Annotated in this window: 14 protein-coding genes; 8 read left to right on the top strand and 6 right to left on the bottom strand. The window is 73.3% G+C overall.

Features of this window, described 5'->3' with window-relative positions:
• The first annotated feature begins 123 nt into the window (after window positions 1-123).
• The 4 genes from ACZ4VF_RS24745 (at window position 124) to ACZ4VF_RS24730 (ending at window position 4687) form a co-directional block, all read left to right on the top strand.
• Window positions 124-1395 carry an aspartate kinase gene (locus ACZ4VF_RS24745; protein ID WP_467928577.1) on the top strand — a complete coding sequence of 424 codons (1272 nt, stop codon included), beginning with the start codon at window positions 124-126 and terminating at the stop codon, window positions 1393-1395.
• Entirely contained in the window at window positions 1395-2462 is a 1068-nt protein-coding gene (locus tag ACZ4VF_RS24740) for an aspartate-semialdehyde dehydrogenase (protein ID WP_467928575.1), read from the top strand. Before ACZ4VF_RS24745 ends, ACZ4VF_RS24740 begins: the two co-directional genes overlap by 1 nt.
• Before the next feature lie 327 nt (window positions 2463-2789).
• Complete coding sequence (locus ACZ4VF_RS24735) at window positions 2790-3467, top strand: SigE family RNA polymerase sigma factor (RefSeq protein ID WP_467928574.1); 678 nt, start codon at window positions 2790-2792, stop codon at window positions 3465-3467.
• 143 nt (window positions 3468-3610) lie between these two features.
• The gene (locus ACZ4VF_RS24730; protein ID WP_467928573.1) at window positions 3611-4687 is read left to right on the top strand and encodes a hypothetical protein; all 1077 of its coding nucleotides are present in this window, start codon (window positions 3611-3613) and stop codon (window positions 4685-4687) included.
• 97 nt (window positions 4688-4784) lie between these two features.
• Here the strand turns inward: ACZ4VF_RS24730 and ACZ4VF_RS24725 are convergent, their stop codons facing one another.
• Both ACZ4VF_RS24725 and ACZ4VF_RS24720 read right to left on the bottom strand, forming a co-directional pair.
• On the bottom strand, window positions 4785-5576 hold the full coding sequence (locus ACZ4VF_RS24725) for an SURF1 family protein (protein WP_467928571.1): 792 nt from the start codon (window positions 5574-5576) through the stop codon (window positions 4785-4787).
• 43 nt (window positions 5577-5619) lie between these two features.
• Window positions 5620-6459 (bottom strand): class I SAM-dependent methyltransferase, encoded by an 840-nt coding sequence (locus ACZ4VF_RS24720; RefSeq protein ID WP_467928570.1) that lies wholly within the window; start codon window positions 6457-6459, stop codon window positions 5620-5622.
• A gap of 84 nt (window positions 6460-6543) precedes the next feature.
• Here ACZ4VF_RS24720 and ACZ4VF_RS24715 point away from each other — a divergent pair, with 84 nt between their 5' ends.
• On the top strand, window positions 6544-8361 hold the full coding sequence (locus tag ACZ4VF_RS24715) for a S9 family peptidase (RefSeq protein WP_467928648.1): 1818 nt from the start codon (window positions 6544-6546) through the stop codon (window positions 8359-8361).
• Between the two features lie 76 nt (window positions 8362-8437).
• Here ACZ4VF_RS24715 and ACZ4VF_RS24710 read toward each other — a convergent pair whose 3' ends face one another.
• From ACZ4VF_RS24710 to ACZ4VF_RS24700, 3 genes are all read right to left on the bottom strand, one after another.
• Window positions 8438-8821 (bottom strand): VOC family protein, encoded by a 384-nt coding sequence (locus ACZ4VF_RS24710; protein ID WP_467928569.1) that lies wholly within the window; start codon window positions 8819-8821, stop codon window positions 8438-8440.
• Between the two features lie 195 nt (window positions 8822-9016).
• A complete protein-coding gene (locus ACZ4VF_RS24705) occupies window positions 9017-9769 on the bottom strand; it encodes a GNAT family N-acetyltransferase (protein WP_467928567.1) in 753 nt (250 codons plus the stop codon).
• Window positions 9770-10043: 274 nt separating this feature from the next.
• The gene (locus tag ACZ4VF_RS24700) at window positions 10044-11903 is read right to left on the bottom strand and encodes an NAD-binding protein (RefSeq protein ID WP_467928647.1); all 1860 of its coding nucleotides are present in this window, start codon (window positions 11901-11903) and stop codon (window positions 10044-10046) included.
• 160 nt (window positions 11904-12063) lie between these two features.
• Here ACZ4VF_RS24700 and ACZ4VF_RS24695 point away from each other — a divergent pair, with 160 nt between their 5' ends.
• From ACZ4VF_RS24695 to ACZ4VF_RS24685, 3 genes are read left to right on the top strand one after another with little or no spacing between them, the layout of a single operon-like run.
• Complete coding sequence (locus tag ACZ4VF_RS24695) at window positions 12064-13128, top strand: permease (RefSeq protein WP_467928566.1); 1065 nt, start codon at window positions 12064-12066, stop codon at window positions 13126-13128.
• Window positions 13125-13835 (top strand): TIGR03943 family putative permease subunit, encoded by a 711-nt coding sequence (locus ACZ4VF_RS24690; RefSeq protein ID WP_467928565.1) that lies wholly within the window; start codon window positions 13125-13127, stop codon window positions 13833-13835. Before ACZ4VF_RS24695 ends, ACZ4VF_RS24690 begins: the two co-directional genes overlap by 4 nt.
• A 43-nt stretch (window positions 13836-13878) precedes the next feature.
• Window positions 13879-14955 carry a hypothetical protein gene (locus ACZ4VF_RS24685; RefSeq protein ID WP_467928563.1) on the top strand — a complete coding sequence of 359 codons (1077 nt, stop codon included), beginning with the start codon at window positions 13879-13881 and terminating at the stop codon, window positions 14953-14955.
• Here ACZ4VF_RS24685 and ACZ4VF_RS24680 read toward each other — a convergent pair.
• Window positions 14952-17018: an NAD(+) synthase gene (locus ACZ4VF_RS24680; protein ID WP_467928562.1), complete on the bottom strand. Its 2067-nt coding sequence runs from the start codon at window positions 17016-17018 to the stop codon at window positions 14952-14954. The two genes, ACZ4VF_RS24685 and ACZ4VF_RS24680, sit on opposite strands and share 4 nt — an antisense overlap.
• Window positions 17019-17066: the final 48 nt, after the last annotated feature.

Here is a 17066-nt window from a genome sequence, read left to right as displayed (position 1 = left end):
GCGCCGATCGCTGGGCAGGGTTCGTGTCCGAGCGGACGATGTCTCACCATGCGGGAGCACGGTGGTGGTATTCGGACGCTCGATAGACTGAGCCGACACAAACGAACCGAGCGAGGAGCGCACGTGGGCCTTGTCGTGCAGAAGTACGGAGGCTCCTCCGTAGCCGATGCCGAAGGCATCAAGCGCGTCGCCAAGCGGATCGTGGAAGCGAAGAAGAACGGCAACCAGGTTGTCGTCGTCGTTTCCGCGATGGGCGACACGACGGACGAGCTGATCGATCTCGCCGAGCAGGTGTCTCCGATGCCTGCGGGGCGGGAATTCGACATGCTGCTGACCGCCGGAGAGCGGATCTCCATGGCCCTGCTGGCGATGGCGATCAAAAACCTGGGTCACGAGGCGCAGTCCTTCACCGGCAGCCAGGCAGGCGTCATCACCGACTCGGTCCACAACAAAGCCCGGATCATCGACGTCACGCCGGGCCGGATCAGGACGGCGCTGGACGAGGGCAACATCGCCATCGTCGCCGGTTTCCAGGGCGTCTCGCAGGACAAGAAGGACATCACCACGCTGGGCCGGGGTGGGTCCGACACGACGGCCGTGGCGCTCGCCGCCGCGCTCGACGCCGAGGTCTGCGAGATCTACACCGACGTCGACGGCGTGTTCACCGCCGACCCGCGCGTGGTGAAGAAGGCGCGGAAGATCGACTGGATCTCCTTCGAGGACATGCTGGAGCTCGCGGCCTCCGGCTCCAAGGTTCTGCTCCACCGCTGTGTGGAGTACGCCCGCCGCTACAACATCCCGATCCACGTCCGGTCGTCCTTCAGCGGACTTCAGGGCACGTGGGTCAGCAGTGAGCCGATTGGGGACAAGAAGGTGGAGCAGGCCATCATCTCCGGTGTCGCGCACGACACCTCCGAGGCCAAGATCACGGTCGTCGGTGTGCCGGACAAGCCGGGTGAGGCCGCCGCGATCTTCCGGACCATCGCCGATGCCGAGATCAACATCGACATGGTCGTGCAGAACGTGTCCGCCGCGTCCACGGGGCTGACGGACATCTCCTTCACGCTGCCGAAGACCGAGGGCCGCAAGGCCATCGACGCGCTGGAGAAGAACCGCTCCGGCATCGGCTTCGACTCGCTGCGCTACGACGACCAGATCGGCAAGATCTCCCTGGTCGGCGCCGGCATGAAGACCAACCCCGGGGTGACCGCCGCGTTCTTCGAGGCGCTCAGCGACGCCGGTGTGAACATCGAGCTGATCTCGACCTCCGAGATCCGCATCTCGGTGGTCACGCGTGCCGACGACGTGCCGGAGGCCGTCCGCGCCGTGCACACCGCCTTCGGGCTGGACTCCGACTCCGACGAGGCCGTCGTCTACGGAGGCACGGGCCGCTGATGGCACCGACCGGGAAGCCGACGCTCGCGGTCGTGGGAGCGACCGGGACCGTCGGCACGGTCATGCTCCAGATCCTGTCCCAGCGGGCGGACGTCTGGGGCGAGATCCGCCTGATCGCCTCCCCGCGCTCGGCCGGCCGCAAGCTGGCCGTGCGCGGAGCGGAGGTCGAGGTGACGGCCCTGACGGAGGACGCCTTCGACGGGGTCGACATCGCGCTGTTCGACGTCCCCGACGAGGTCGCCGCCGCGTGGGCGCCGGTCGCCGCCGAGCGCGGCGCGGTCGTCGTGGACACCTCCGGTGTCTTCCGGATGGACCCGGACGTGCCGCTCGTCGTGCCCGAGATCAATCCGCACACGGTGCGGTCCCGTCCCCGCGGCATCGTGGCGAGCCCCGACTGCACCACCCTGACGATGATCGTCGCCCTGGGCGCGCTGCACGCCGAGTTCGGGCTGCGAGAGCTGGTGGTGTCGTCGTACCAGGCGGTGAGCGGTGCCGGACGGGCCGGCGTGGACACGCTCAGGGCCCAGCTGTCCCTCGTGGCCGGCACCGAGCTGGGCACCAAGCCCGGGGACGTGCGGCGGGCCGTCGGGGAGGACACCGGGCCGTTCCCGGAGCCGGTCGCGCTCAACGTCGTGCCGTGGGCCGGGTCGCTCCGGGAGGACGGCTGGTCCTCGCAGGAGATGAAGGTCCGCGACGAGTCCCGGAAGATCCTCGGCCTGCCGAGGCTGCCGGTCGCCGTGACCTGTGTCCGGGTGCCGGTGGTCACCACGCACTCGCTGACCGTCCACGCCCGCTTCCAGCGGGAGGTCGGTGTCGACGGCGCCCGGGAGATCCTCGCCACGGCGCCGGGCGTGGTGCTCTGCGACGATCCGGCCGCCGGCGAGTTCCCCACCCCCGCCGACGTGGTGGGCACCGATCCGACCTGGGTGGGCCGGGTACGGCGGGCCCTGGACGATCCGACCGCGCTGGAGCTGTTCGTCTGCGGCGACAACCTGCGCAAGGGCGCCGCGCTGAACTGCGCGCAGATCGCCGAGCTGATCGCGGCGGAGACGTCCGCCCCCGCGTAGCGGTTGAACTTTGTAGGATCTGTGTAAGCGCTGTGGCCGGAAGCATGGTCCAATCCACTTGAACCGTTCCTCCCGGCAGCAGAGGATTTTGCTCCCCGCCTTCCGCAACCGTACGGAGGCGGGGAGCGTCTTTGCGGTCACCCTTGCGTGGCCTGGGGACGTGATGATCCTGGCGTGGGGACGCCGTGATCGGGGCGTGGGGACGCCCGTTCAAATGGGACATAACGGAAGAGCGGGACGCATGACGGCATATGAAGCACCGTCGGTTGTCGCACATGTGACGCCCGGCACGTACAACCCCCGAGGGGGGAAACGTGTCCAACTGGCGTGGCAGAGGTACTCGAACTCAGTGTGGCCCGCGGCGGCACGGCCCTGCGGCCCCGCCCCGCGCCCCGGCGCGCGCCCGGCGGCATGCCGGTGATCGCGCCCATGCCCGCAGCGCGGCCCGCCCGCATACCCAGTCAGCGCGACGGCGCCGAGGAGTCCGCGGGCGCCGTGGCGACCGAGGCCGCCGGGACGACCGTCGACCACCTCACCGAGACCTACCGGGCGCACTACCGCTCGCTGCTCGGCCTCGCCGCGCTCCTCCTCGACGACACCGCCTCCTGCGAGGACGTCGTCCAGGAGGCCTTCATACGCGTCCACTCGGCCCGCAAACGCGTCCGCGACCCCGAGAAGACCCTCGCCTACCTGCGGCAGACGGTCGTCAACCTCTCCCGCTCCACGCTGCGCCGGCGCATCCTCGGCCTGAAGCTGCTCTCCAAGCCGATGCCCGACATGGCCAGCGCGGAGGAGGGCGCCTACGACCAGCTGGAGCGCCGCGACCTCATCAAGGCGATGAAGGGCCTGCAGCGCCGCCAGCGCGAGGTGCTCGTGCTGCGCTACTTCGCGGACATGACCGAGGCCCAGGTCGCCGAGACGCTCGGCATCTCCCTCGGCTCGGTGAAGGCGTACGGGTCGCGGGGCATCGCCGCGCTGCGGGTGGCCATGGAGACACCGGCATGACCGACCACGCAGAAGGGGGCGATTCCCATGACGGTCACTCCCACGAGCGGCACTCCCACGAACGTCACGAGCCCTACGCCTGGCACGAGCCGACAGGGCGCGCCGGGCAACAGCACACGCCATCGCACGCTGGGAACGGAACTGTGAACCACGGCCCCGAAGGCAAGGGCCCCGAGAGGCTCGACGGAGTCCACGCCCTGGACGACCTCGACTCTGACGAACAGACCCTGCGCCGGCTGCTGCACACGGCGGTCGACGACATCGAGCCGCGCACCGGCACCCTGGACCACCTGCGCCGGGCCGTCCCCGCGCGCCGCGCCCGCAAGCGGCAGGCCGTGGTCGGCATGGCGGCGGCGGCCCTGTTCATCGGCACCGCGATCCCGGCCCTCGTCCACGTCTCCCACGCCGGCGGCTCCGACCCGAACACCGCCATGGCCGGCCAGACCTCCCAGGCCCAGGGCGGCACCGGCCAGGGCAAGGACAAGGGCGGCGACAAGGGCGGCAAGAAGGACACCGGCAGTACGACGGTGAAACCGGGCAAGGAGCCCGGCAAGGACGACGAGAAGACCGAGAAGGGCAGCAAGGGCGGCAGCTCCACCAGCGGCAACGGCCCCGCCGCCCCGCCGGCGCAGGGCACCCCGCTGTGCATGGCGGCCCAGCTGGGCTCCGCCACCGCCGCGGTGAACCCGCCCGACTCCGCGGGTGCCGTCTACGGCGTCTTCCGCGTCACCAACACCTCCGGCACCGCCTGCACCGTCACCGGCGCCGGCAGCGTCACGCCGACCGCCCAGGGCGCCGCCGACCCGGCGAAGATCGTGACCCTGCGGCACGCGGCCGGGGACGCGGCGGCCTCCCTGCCCGACCCGTCCCTCGAAGTCGCCTCGCTGGTCCTGCAGCCCGGCGCGGCGTACGAGGAGAAGTTCGCCTTCGTCCCGTCCGAGACCTGCCCCACCGGCGGCGGCACCGGCAACGGCGGCACCGAGCCGACCGACCCGTCACCGGACCCCACCCCCAGCCAGGACGCGAGCGTCACCGGCAGCACCACCGACACCGGCGGCTCGGCGGGCACCACCACCCAGCTCGCCACCGAGGACGGCACCGCCGACGGCAGCATCGCGGTCACCCACACGGCACAGGGCGGATCACCCTCGGCGACGGCGGTGGTGACCGGGGCGTGCGCCGGGACGGTCTACTACACCGGGGTGCTGGCGGGGGCGTGAGGCTCCGCCCGGGGGCGCGGCGCGTTCCCGGGCGCGGTTCCGTGGCCGGCCGCGCGGTTCCCCGCGCCCCCTCCCGCGGGGGCGCGGGAAAGCCGGCTCAGACGCTCGCCACCGGTGTCTGCTCCGGCTCCTCCGGCACGAGCCCCAGCGCGGCGTCCCGCTGGAACTCGATCTCCCGGCGCAGCAGCCGGAACCACATGAACACCGTGAACCCGGCGAACACGAACCACTCGCCGGTGTAACCGAGGTTCTGGAACGCCTTCAGGTCCAGCCCCGTGCCGCCCGGCGCGCCGGCCGGCACGGCCTTCATCCCGGCGTCCCCCTTGTCCAGGGTGACCCAGGCGTCGTAGAGGCGGTACGGCACCAGGTTCACCAGCGACGCCGAGCTGATCGCGGCGGTCTGCCCGGCCGGCAGGCCGCCCTGTGCGCTCACCCCGTTGTCCCCGGGCGTCTCGGACGCCTGCAGGGCGCCGGTGACGGTGACCCGGCCGGCGGGCGGCGCGGGCGCCTCGGCCGCGTCCGCCGTCCCCGGCAGCCACCCGCGCACGACGGGCAGTGCCTTCCCGGAGTCGGTGCGCAGCAGGGTCAGGACGTAGAAGCCGCGTTTGCCGTCCAGCTCCCGCCCGGGCACCAGCAGCTGCTTCCCGTACCGCCCGCTCGCCGTGACCCGCCGCCCCGCCGTGCTCTTGTCGACGGGCAGCGTCGAGTCGAGCGGACGCGCGGCCCCGGTGCGGCCGGACTCGACCCGCTCGGTCACGGTGCGGTGGTCCTGGACCCGGTCCTCGAACCGGCTCAGCTGCCACGACCCCATGAAGACGCAGAACGGGATGGCGAGCAGCACGAAGACGTTGATGCCCCACCAGCGGGGTGTCAGCAGGAAGCGGTACACGCCCTCCACGGTACGGCGCCCGGCGGGCCGATCCGGCCGCGGGTCAGTCTTTCCGGGCCCTCAGCGAGTAGATCAGCGGGATGCGCGGATGGTCCGCGGGGAAGCGGTGGTAGCCGTCGCGCACCTCGAAGTTCCCGAAGCGCGGGAAGAGCGAGACGTCGTGCTCGTGCAGGAACTCCAGGCGCAGCCCCGTCGCGGCGACCGCGGAGACCACGTCCCCGAGGGTGTGCTGCCACTCCACGCTGCGGTTGTGGACGGTGGCGGCGTCCAGGTCGGCGTACGTGCCCGGCTCCTCGTAGACCTGCGCGTCCCGGTTGAAGTAGTCGCGCACGATCCGGGTGCCGGTCTCGTCGTCCAGGGAGTCGGTGAGCGGGTGGAACTCGGCGAGGTAGAGGAAGCCGCCGGGCGCGACCAGCGAGGCGGCCGTCTCGGCCCAGCGCCGGAGGTCCGGCAGCCAGCACAGGGCGCCGAGCCCGGTGTACACGATGTCGTACGACGGCTCGGGTACGGCGGCGGGCGCGTCGTAGACGTCGCTGGTGACGAACGCCGCCCGGTCGGGGCCGTAGCCGAGGTCGGCCGCGAGGGCGCGGGCCGCCTCCACCGCCGGTGCCGAGAAGTCCAGGCCCACGACGCGGGCGGCGCCGTGGTGGGCCCAGGAGAGGGTGTCGGTGCCGATGTGGCACTGCAGGTGCAGCAGCGACTTCCCGGTGACGTCCCCGACCTCGGACGTCTCGAAGTCCCGCAGGTCGTCCCGGCGGGTGCGGAAGCCGTCGAGGTCGTAGAAGGAGCCCGCGACGTGGAGGGGGACCCGCTCGTCCCACTTGGCCCGGTTGTCCTCGCGCCAGCCTTCGGGAACGGGTACGGAGGTGACGGAAACGCTCATGGGCCGGAAGTTATCCACAGGCTGGGCACACCCGCCACCCAATTGTCGGCGCGGCCAGGCAATATGGGGCGCATGACTGGGGCCATGAGTGAGAGCGGTACGCCGAACACACAGCACACACCGGACATGCCGGACTGGGAGAAGCGGTTCCGCGCACCGCGCGTCTCCCTGCCCGACTGGGCGGAGGACGCGCCGGACCACTCCCTGTTCGTGTCGAACGCGACGGGGACGTACGAGCTGTACGCCTGGGACAGGGCGACGGGCGAGCAGCGCCAGGCGACGCACCGGCCGAACGGTACGACGGACGGTGTGCTCTCCCCGGACGGCGCCTGGATCTGGTGGTTCGACGACAAGGACGGCGACGAGTTCGGCGTCTGGCGCCGCCAGCCCTTCGCGGGCGGTCCGGACGAGCCGGCCGTGCCCGGTCTCCCCCCGTCCTACCCGGCCGGCCTGGCCCTGTCCCGCGACGGCCGGACGGCGGTCGTCGGCCGCTCCACGGACGACGACGGTACGACGATCCACGTGGCCCGCGAGGGCGCGGACCCGGTGGAGATCTACCGGCACCGCGAGTCCGCGGGCGTCGGCGACCTGTCGTACGACGGTTCCCTGATCGCCGTCGAGCACACGGAGCACGGCGACGCCATGCACGCCGCGCTGCGGGTGCTCCGCCCGGACGGCACGGCCGTCGCCGAGCTGGACGACACCAAGGGCGGTACCGAGGAGCTGGGTCTGGAGGTGCTGGGCTTCGCCCCGGTCGACGGCGACACCCGGCTGCTCATCGGCCACCAGCGCCGGGGCCGCTGGGAGCCCCTGGTGTGGGACGTGGCGACGGGCGAGGAGACGGACCTGGCGCTGGACCTGCCGGGTGACGTCAGCGCCGAGTGGTATCCGGACGGCTCGGCCCTGCTCATCGCCCACGGCTTCGAGGCCCGCAGCGAGCTGTTCCGGTACGACCTGACGGCCCGTGAGCTGACCCGCATCCCCACCCCGCCCGGCACGGTCTCCGGGGCCACGGCCCGCCCCGACGGCAGCGTGGAGTACCTGTGGTCGTCGGCCGCCGAGCCCCCGGCGGTGCGCTCCACGACCGGCGCGGTCGTGCTGGACCCGCCCGGTATGGCGTGCCCGCCGTCGGTGCCCGTGGAGGACGTGTGGGTGGAGGGCCCCGGCGGCCGCATCCACGCGCTGGTCCAGAAGCCGGCCGGTGCGACGGGCCCGCTGCCGACCGTCTTCGATCTGCACGGCGGCCCGACCTGGCACGACAGCGACTCCTTCGCGGCGGGCCCGGCCGCCTGGGTCGACCACGGGTACGCGGTCGTCCGCGTCAACTACCGCGGCTCCACCGGATACGGCCGCGCCTGGACCGACGCCCTCAAGCACCGGGTCGGCCTGATCGAGCTGGAGGACGTGGCGGCCGTCCGCGAGTGGGCGATCACCTCCGGCCTCGCCGACCCCGCGTGTCTCGTCCTGACCGGGGCCTCCTGGGGCGGCTACCTCACCCTGCTGGGCCTCGGCACCCAGCCGGACGCCTGGGCGCTGGGCCTCGCGGTCGTCCCGGTCGCGGACTACGTCACCGCGTACCACGACGAGATGGAGGCCCTGAAGGCCATGGACCGCACCCTGCTGGGCGGCACCCCCGAGGAGGTCCCGGACCGCTTCGCGGCATCCTCCCCGCTCACCTACGTCGACCAGGTCAAGGCGCCCGTCTACATCTCGGCCGGCGTCAACGACCCCCGCTGCCCGATCCGCCAGATCGACAACTACGTCAAGCGGCTGGAATCCCGCGGCGCGGTCCACGAGGTGTACCGGTACGACGCGGGGCACGGCTCCCTGGTGGTGGACGAACGGATCAAGCAGGTGCGGCTGGAACTGGACTTCGCGGCCCGTCACCTGGCCGCCGGCTGAGCAGCCGCCGTACCGCCGGACCCCGCGACGGCTCCGGCGGTACGCCGCCCGGTGGTCGGCTGTCGCCGCCCCGGCCTCAGCCCCGCTGACGCAGCTCGATCCGGTTGCCGTCGGGGTCGATCGCCGTCACGCGAAGGCCGAAGGGGTAGGGGACCGGCTCGGGCTGGTCGAACTCGACGCCACGCGACCGCAGCACCTTGAACTCCTCGACCAGATCGTCGGACTCCAGGAACACCGGCCCGGGCACGACATCCGCCGGCCCGGCCGCCGTCCCCTGCCCCGGCCCCACGGGCCACAGGACGATCTCGACCGAGTCGTCCCCCGCCGCGACGGTCAGGAACCGGCCGTCAGGCCCCGTGTGGTCGATCCGCTTCTGCAGCCCGAGTCCCTCCGTGTAGAACGCAAGAGCCCGGTCCTGGTCGCTCACGTAGACCGTCACGTACATCAGCTTCTTCAACATCCCGCTCTCCTCACGTCGCTCACCCGTTTTCACGGATCACCACGGCTGACGCGCGGGGACGGGGGAGTGTGACAGCGCCCCGGCCACGTGGCCGCGGACACCGCTGCGTGGGGGCGAGACCTGGCCGCACGACGTCCAGCAGGATCCTGCGCTTCTCGCCCCTGGGCCCCTGAGGAGCCCAGGGGGTGTCCGGGATCAGCGACGCGGCAGCGACACGTACAGGCGCGTGCCCCGGGGGAGGTAGCCGACGCGTTCGTACACGCGGCGGGAGCCCTCGCCGGAGTACTCCAGCCAGACCGAGCCGACCCCTTGGGCGAACATCGCCGCGGTCACCGATGCCGTCACCGCCGCGGCGATGCCGTGGCCGCGGTGGGCCGGGCGGGTGCCGACGCCGGACAGTTCGGCGGTGTCCTCGGCCGGCGCGGAACAGGAGGCTCCACCGGCGCAGCCGCCCTCCGGGGCACGCACGAAACGCACCGCCCCGCCGCCGTCCTGGGTGCGCCGCAACCGGGCCGCGCCTTCCGCCGAGGAGGCGAAGACACCGCCGAACGCCTCGGCGAGCGCCGCGTCCAGCGCGGCGTACTCCTGGTCGGTCGCCGGGACCTCCACGGTCGGGCCGGGTTGGGGGACCGTCAGGCGGTCGGGGGTGCACACGAGGTACTCGTGCACCGCCTCGGTCTGAAAGCCCGACGCCCGCAGGGCCGGCGCCACGGCGGGCGCGGCCTCCGGTGCGAACTCCAGCCGGGGCAGCAGCCCGCGCTCCCGGAAGGCCCCGACCAGCGCGGTGACGTCCCGCTCGGTCGGCTCGGTGCCGGGCAGCGGGGTCGCGTAGTTGAGGTAGGGGCTGTCGGTGTCGGGGGAGAAGCCGGCGACGAAACCGGCGATCTCGGCGACGACGGGCCGGCGGCGGAGGTTGGCGACGGCAAAGCTCTGGACCTGCATGTCCATGGTGGGTGTGACCTCACGAAGTCTTCGGAAGACGCCCCTGGTGCGAACCCCACGGGTTCCGGGGCAGGAGAGGGGGGCGGTGCGTCGGGCACCGCATCGTGGGGCCGCCGTACGGGGGCGGAATGCCTGCGCTGCGCTCAGCGCCGACGGCGGCCGCTTCGGGGCGCCGCGATCATGGGCCGTCGTTCCTCACCGTGAGTTCCTCTGCCAGGTCGCAGAGCACGGTCACTTTTCCATGACCGGCCCGGTCCGGCAAGGCGTTTTCCCGGCCGGGTCAGCGCAGTTCCGCCAGCCCTCTGCGCGTCGCGGCGACCACCACCCGGTCCCCCTTCCCCAGAACGTGGCCGGAGGCCGTGTCGGTGCGGCCGAGCAGCGCCAGTACCCGCCAGGAACCGGCCCGGAAGGCGTCCCGTACGGTCCGGCCCTCCAGCTGCGGGTGGCCGTCGACGTCGATCGCGGCGAACAGCAGCACCCTCCGCTCCACGGCGACGGCGCCCAGCACCTGCCGGCCCAGCATCGCCCCGGCGAACGCGGGGGCGGCGAGGTGGGTGACGCTGCGGCTGCGGGTCAGGGCGTGGGGGTACGCGGTGCGCAGGGTCCGGTAGACGGCGGTGGCGAAGTCGTCGTCGTAGAGGCGCAGGACCACGCGGAGGTCGGGGCGGACGGTGCGCGCGTAGAGGACGGCCTCCAGATTGGTGGTGTCGGAACTCGTCACCGCGAGCAGGGCCTGGGCCCGGTGGATCTGGGCGGCTTCCAGGACACCCTCCTGGGTCACGTCCCCCAGGACGACCGGCACCCGCAGCCGGCGGGCGGTGGCGAGACCGCGGGCCTCCGGGTCGGACTCGACGCAGACCACGGGGATGTTCAGCTCCCGCAGCCGGGTCAGCACCCGGGTGCCGATCTTGCCGAGTCCGAGCAGGACCACGTGCCCGTTCAGGCCCCGGGGCGGCCGGCGCAGGGCGGAGGCGGTGCGGAAGGTGCCGAGCGCCTCCAGGGCCGCGGCCAGCAGGATCGGGAGCAGGAGCAACCCGACCAGCGCGGAGAGGAGTTGGAGGAGCTGCCGGCCGAGGGGTTCCTTGAGCGCCGGGTCGTCGATCGCGAACAGGTCGAGCAGGGTGATGTAGAAGGCGCGCAGCGGGTGGATGCCGGTGACCAGCCACAGGGCCACGGCGAGACCGACCACGCAGCCGACCAGCCCGGCCAGGGACCAGCGCAGCCGACGGGAGAAGAGGGAGGCGAGCGGCATGACGCCGGTCAGGCGGCGGGTGGGGGCGGCGGATTCCGTACCGGTGCCGGAGGAGACGTGTTCCAGCACCACGGCGTGCCGGCCGGCGGCCTGCCGTACCTCCTCGTCGTCGGGCAGCAGCCGCGGTTGCTCCCCGAGGCCGCCCGGGTCGCCGCCGCCCGAGAGCAGGGCCAGGGTGCACAGTCCGGCACTCGCGCCCGCACCCGGGCCCGCGCCCGTGTCCGCATCGGGTGTGGCCCCGGGCAGCGGTCGTTCCACGGCCCGCAGCAGCAGTCCCTCGGCCTGTACGACCCGGCCGGTGCCGGCGACGGCGGTGGCTGCCAGGGCGGGTGCGGCCGTGTCGGCGTCGGACAGCACGGTCGTGGAGGCCTCGCCGCCGGTGTCCGCGACGCCGCCGCCCTCGTCGTCCCCGGCGGCCAGTGCGGCGGCCTGGTCGAGGAGTTCCTCGATATGCTGGCCCAATCGCCGGTTGTAGAGCCGGAGGACGAGCCGTAGTCGCGGGTTGAGCCGGCGGGCGGTCAGCGCGGCGCGGATGTTGGTCTCGTCGTCGTCGTACACGAGGGCCAGCGCCGCGGCCCGGGCCACCCCGGCCTCGGCGAGCACCGCCTCCGTCAGCTCGGCGGCCTCCAGCACGCCCTCACCGTCAAGCCGTTGGCCGCCCGGCGTGCCTGGTGGCTGCCCGGTTCCGCCGGTCCGGCCCACGGTGCCCACGGCGGCGCTGACCACACGGTCGAACAGCGCCGCCGACGCGGCCCGGGCGCGGCCGACCACGGGGGGCCGGGCGGTGCGTTCGTTCGGCGGTACGACGAGGGTGACCTGTTCGCCGTAGACCCCGCGCAACTCGGCGGCCAGCCGGTGCGCGAGTCCGTCGTCGCCGCACACGACCATGTGCGGCGGCCGGGTCCCCGGCCCCCCTTGGTACGGAACGCTCGCCACAAGGGGAAAGAGTGCCCCAAGGAGATGCATGGTTCCAGCAACGGCCTGAACGCCCGTGCGGGGTGCGCGCGTAGAGGAGGGGAGGGAGAGCAGCAGCCGGAGGTAACGACCCGTGGCCATCACCGAAGACGTCCCACCGGGCACGGACACAGGGCACCCCGGACCGCCGGCGGACGCCCGTTCCGGGCCCCCACCGGCCGGCCCCCCGCCCGACCCCCACCGCGCGGGCCCGCGGCTCACCTCCCCCCTGGTCCTCGTCCTCGTCCTGCTGCTGGCCGTCCTCGCCCAGTCCCCCCTCCGCGGGCTGCTCGGCAGCCCGGTGATGCAGAGCTGGACGACGGTGTTCGTGGCGGTCACCGTCCAGGCGCTGCCCTTCCTGGTGCTCGGCGTGCTGCTGTCGGCGGCGATCGCGGTGTTCGTGCCGGCGTCCTTCTTCGCGCGCGCCCTGCCCCGCCGGCCCGCGCTGGCCGTGCCCGTGGCCGGTATCGCGGGCGCGGTGCTGCCGGGCTGCGAGTGCGCGTCGGTGCCGGTGGCGGGCGCCCTGGTGCGCCGGGGTGTGCCGCCCGCCGCCGCCCTCGCCTTCCTCCTGTCCGCGCCCGCGGTCAACCCGGTGGTGCTGACGGCCACCGCCGTCGCCTTCCCGGGGCACCCGGAGATGGTCCTGGCCCGGTTCCTGGCCAGCCTGCTGGTGGCCTGCGCGATGGGCTGGCTGTGGCAGCGGCTGGGCCGCACGGACTGGCTGCGTCCGCCGGCCCACGGCGCGCACGAGGGCGCGGGCAAGGGGGAGGCGTTCTGGGGGGCGGTCCGGCACGACGTCATGCACGCCGGCGGTTTCCTGGTGCTCGGCGCGGCGGCCGCGGCGACGCTGAAGGCGGCGGTCCCGGCGGAGTGGCTGAGCACGGCCGCCGCCACGCCCCTGCTCTCGGTGCCGGCCCTCGCCGTCCTCGCCGTCCTGCTGTCGATCTGCTCGGAGGCGGACGCGTTCGTCGCGGCCTCCCTGACCCAGTTCTCCCCGACGGCCAAGCTGGTGTTCCTGGTGGTGGGCCCGATGATCGACCTCAAGCTGTTCGCGATGCAGGCCGGCACCTTCGGCCGTACCTTCGCGTTCCGCTTCGCGCCCGCCACCTTCGCGCTGGCCGTCACGGGTGCCGTACTGACCGGGACGGTGCTGCTGTGAACCGCCCTGCCCAGGCGGCCGTCCTGTTCCTGCTCGGCGCGGCCCTGCTGCACGCGGGCGCCACCGACCTGTACCTGCGGTACGTCAAGGCGGGGCTGCGCCCGCTGCTGCTGGCCTCGGGCGTGGTCCTGATCGCGGCGGCGCTGGCGACGGCCTGGTACGAGCGCCGCCGCGACCGGCGACCGGAGTCTCACGAGCACCCCGAACCCCGCGTCGCCTGGCTCCTGCTGCTCCCCCTCCTCGCCCTCATCCTGATCGCCCCGCCGGCCCTCGGCTCCTACAGCGCCCTGCGCTCCGGTACGGCACTGCAGAAGCCGTACGCCTACGGCCCCCTGCCCGCCGGCGACCCCGTGCCGCTCTCCGTCGTCGACTACGCGTCCCGCGCGGCCTACGGCCACGGCCGCTCCCTGCACGGACGGAAGGTCCGGGTCACCGGCTTCCTCGCCCTGGACCGGTCCGGCACCGCCTACCTGGTCCGGATGGCCCTCAACTGCTGCGCGGCGGACGCCCGGCCGGTGAAGATCGCGCTGACCGGCGTACTCCCGCCGGTCCTGCGCCCGGACGCGTGGCTGGAGGTGACGGGCACGTACACCTCCCGTCTGGCCCGCGACCCGGTCAACGACGGCCCGGTGCCGTACCTGAGGGTCACCTCGGCGCGACCGGTGCCGACGCCGCGCGACCCGTACGACGAGACATGGAACACCTGACCACGCGGGGGGTCCGCGGCCGGATGTCGGCCACAATCACCGTATGAAGTCTGCGGGGGGCAGGGCCGGTTGGGCGGTGGCCGGCCGGATGTGGGTACTCGTGCTGCTGGTCGCGGGGGCCGCGCTGGCCGGGTCGTTCGTACCGGACGCCACCGCGTACGAGAGGGCGTGGCGGGCGGCGCGGCCGTGCCCGGCGGCCGGTGCGCGCACCGGTGCGCCGGCGTACGACTGCCGGCGGACCGTCCCGGCCGTCATCGCCCGGACCGAGGCCCGCCGGCCCAGGCAGCGGAGCCGGCTGTACTTCACGGACGGGCGGCCGATGACGCGACTGGGGGTGTCGTCCGAGGCCGCCGGGGCGTTCGAGAAGGGCGACCGGGTGGAGCTGACCGTCTGGCGCGGTGAGGTCATGGAGGTCACCGGCGAGCGGTACGTGTGGCGCGAGCACGTGACCACGGGCGGCAGCGTGGCCGTCGCCGCGGCCGGGCTCGCCCTGGCCGCGGGCTTTCCCGCCGCGCAGGTGCTGCTACGGCTGCGCGGGCGCCGGCGGCCCGCCGACGAGGTGCCGCCGTCCGCGCTGCCGTACGGGGTCGCGCTGGCCGGCACCGGTGCGTGGCTCCTGCCGCTCTGCTACCGGCACCCCGTGAGCCTGCTCGGCTCCCCCGGGTCCGTGACCTGGCTGGCCGCCGGTGCGGCCGCGACCGTCGCCCTGTTCGCCTGGGCGTGGCACGCCACCCGCGTCCGCGACCCCCTGCTTCCGGCCGCGCGCCGGCTCCCGGAGGAGGGCGACGTGTTCGTCTCCGCCCGCTTCCTGGAGGACACCGACTACAACCCGTACGGCTTCGGCACCCACGTCGTCCTCGGCGGCGGCGAGCCGGCGGTCGTCCCGCACCCGGGCCCGGGCCGGTTCGCGGCCCGGCGCATCCCGGTGGAACGGCTCACCGTCAAGGCCGTACGCCGTGCCCGTGGCACGGAGGGCGACACCGTGCCGCGCGACTGGCACATCGCCGAACTGGACGACGCCGGCACCCCGGTCCGTCTCACCGCCGCCCCCGACGACCTGACCCGGGTGCTGGGCGCGCTGGAGGAGGCGGGGAACCGGCCGGGGCCGGGACGCCGCTAGCGGCCGGCGCCCGCCGCGTCGAAGTCGAAGCGGGCCAGGTCCCGCAGCCAGGCCTCCGCGTTGCCGTCCGACGGGGCCCGCCAGTCGCCGCGCGGGGAGAGGGAGCCGCCCGCCGAGACCTTCGGGCCGTTCGGCATGGCCGAGCGCTTGAACTGGGAGAAGGCGAAGAAGCGGCGGCAGAACACCTCCAGCCAGTGCCGGATCTCCGCGAGGTCGTACGCGCCGCGCTTGGCCTCCGGGAAGCCGGGCGGCCAGGCGCCGGCGTCCGGGTCGTGCCAGGCGTGCCAGGCCAGGAAGGCGATCTTCGAGGGCCGGAAGCCGTAGCGCAGCACCTGGAAGAGGGTGAAGTCGTGCAGCGCGTACGGGCCGATCTTCGACTCGGTGGACTGCATCTCCTCGCCCGGCACCAGCTCCGGGCTGATCTCGGTGTCCAGGATCGCGGTGAGGATCTTGCCGGTCTCGTCGTCGAACTGTCCGCTGGTGACGACCCAGCGGATCAGGTGCTGGATGAACGTCTTCGGCACGCCGGAGTTCACGTTGTAGTGGCTCATCTGGTCGCCGACGCCGTACGTCGACCAGCCCAGCGCCAGCTCGGACAGGTCGCCGGTGCCGAGGACGATGCCACCGCGCTGGTTGGCCAGCCGGAACAGGTAGTCGGTGCGCAGGCCCGCCTGGACGTTCTCGAACGTGACGTCGTACACCGGCTCGCCGGAGGCGAAGGGGTGGCCGATCTCCTGGAGCATCAGCCGCGCGGTGGGCGTGATGTCCAGTTCCGCGGCGGTGACCCCGAGCGCCCGCATCAGCTTGTGCGCGTTGTCCTTGGTGTGGTCGCTGGTGGCGAAGCCGGGCAGGGTGAAGGCCAGGATGTCGCTGCGCGGCCGGCCCGCGCGGTCCATCGCCCGGGCGGCGACGATCAGCGCGTGCGTGGAGTCGAGGCCGCCGGAGACGCCGATGACCACCTTGGGTCCGCCGATCGCCGCCAGTCGCTGCTGGAGACCGGCGACCTGGATGTTGTAGGCCTCGTAGCAGTCCAGGGCGAGCCGTTCCGGGTCGGCGGGCACGAACGGGAAGCGTTCGACGCGCCGGCGCAGGCCGAGGTCGGTGAGCGGCGGGTCCAGTTCGAAGGAGACCGTCCGGAAGTCCCCGGTCCGCCCGGCGTGGGCCAGCCGGTTGTCGTCGAACGTCCCCATCCGGTGCCGTTCCTGCCGCAGCAGGTCGAGGTCGACGTCGGCGACCGCGTACTGGTCGCCGAGCGCGAACCGGTCGGTCTCGGCCAGCAGCACCCCGTTCTCGTAGATCATGGTCTGCCCGTCCCAGGACAGGTCCGTGGTGGACTCGCCCAGCCCGGCCGCCGCGTAGACGTAGGCGGCGAGGCAGCGGGAGGACGCCGAGCGGCACAGCAGCCTGCGGTCCTCGGCCCGGCCGACGGTGATCGGGCTGCCGGAGAGGTTGACCAGCACGGTCGCCCCGGCGAGGGCCGCCTCCGCGCTCGGCGGCACCGGCACCCACATGTCCTCGCAGATCTCCGTGTGCAGCACGAGCCCGGGTACGTCCGCCGCGGCGAACAGCAGGTCCACCCCGAACGGCACGTCGGAGCCCGCGACCCGGATGGTCCCGCCCCGCTCGTCGTGCCCGTCGGCGATCTGCCGGCGCTCGTAGAACTCGCGGTAGTTCGGCGGGTACGACTTCGGTACGACACCGAGCACCCGGCCGCGGTGGACGACCACCGCGCAGTTGTAGATCCGGTGGCGGTGGCGCAGCGGGGCGCCGACGACCAGCACGGGCAGCAGCTCCGCCGACCCGGCCACGACCGTCTCCAGCGCCTCCTCGACCCGGTCCAGCAGGGCGTCCTGGAGCAGCAGGTCCTCGATGGAGTAGCCGGTGAGCCCCAGCTCGGGGTAGACGGCGACGGCGACGCCCTCGTCCGCGCACCGGCGGGCCTGGCGCAGGACCGCTTCCGCGTTGGCGTGCGGGTCGGCGATGACGGTGTGGCCCGTGCACGCGGCGACGCGCGCGAAGCCGTGCTGATAGAGCGACCAGAAGTTCAACGGGAGTTCCTTCATGTTTCAACGACTCACGGGCGAGCTGACGAGCGAATCTCCTCCGGGAGA

The organism is Streptomyces sp. NPDC029151 (assembly GCF_055564315.1).
This window is presented reverse-complemented; position numbering and strand designations above follow the sequence as displayed.

What these genes read in the sequence shown, in the direction of transcription:
- ACZ4VF_RS24740 (WP_467928575.1), top strand. Translation starts at nt 1,395, where the DNA reads ATGGCACCGACCGGGAAGCCGACGCTCGCGGTCGTGGGAGCGACCGGG.
- ACZ4VF_RS24720 (WP_467928570.1), bottom strand. Translation starts at nt 6,459, where the DNA reads ATGAGCGTTTCCGTCACCTCCGTACCCGTTCCCGAAGGCTGGCGCGAG.
- ACZ4VF_RS24715 (WP_467928648.1), top strand. Translation starts at nt 6,544, where the DNA reads ATGAGTGAGAGCGGTACGCCGAACACACAGCACACACCGGACATGCCG.
- ACZ4VF_RS24710 (WP_467928569.1), bottom strand. Translation starts at nt 8,821, where the DNA reads ATGTTGAAGAAGCTGATGTACGTGACGGTCTACGTGAGCGACCAGGAC.
- ACZ4VF_RS24705 (WP_467928567.1), bottom strand. Translation starts at nt 9,769, where the DNA reads ATGGACATGCAGGTCCAGAGCTTTGCCGTCGCCAACCTCCGCCGCCGG.
- ACZ4VF_RS24700 (WP_467928647.1), bottom strand. Translation starts at nt 11,903, where the DNA reads ATGGTCGTGTGCGGCGACGACGGACTCGCGCACCGGCTGGCCGCCGAG.
- ACZ4VF_RS24685 (WP_467928563.1), top strand. Translation starts at nt 13,879, where the DNA reads ATGAAGTCTGCGGGGGGCAGGGCCGGTTGGGCGGTGGCCGGCCGGATG.
- ACZ4VF_RS24680 (WP_467928562.1), bottom strand. Translation starts at nt 17,018, where the DNA reads ATGAAGGAACTCCCGTTGAACTTCTGGTCGCTCTATCAGCACGGCTTC.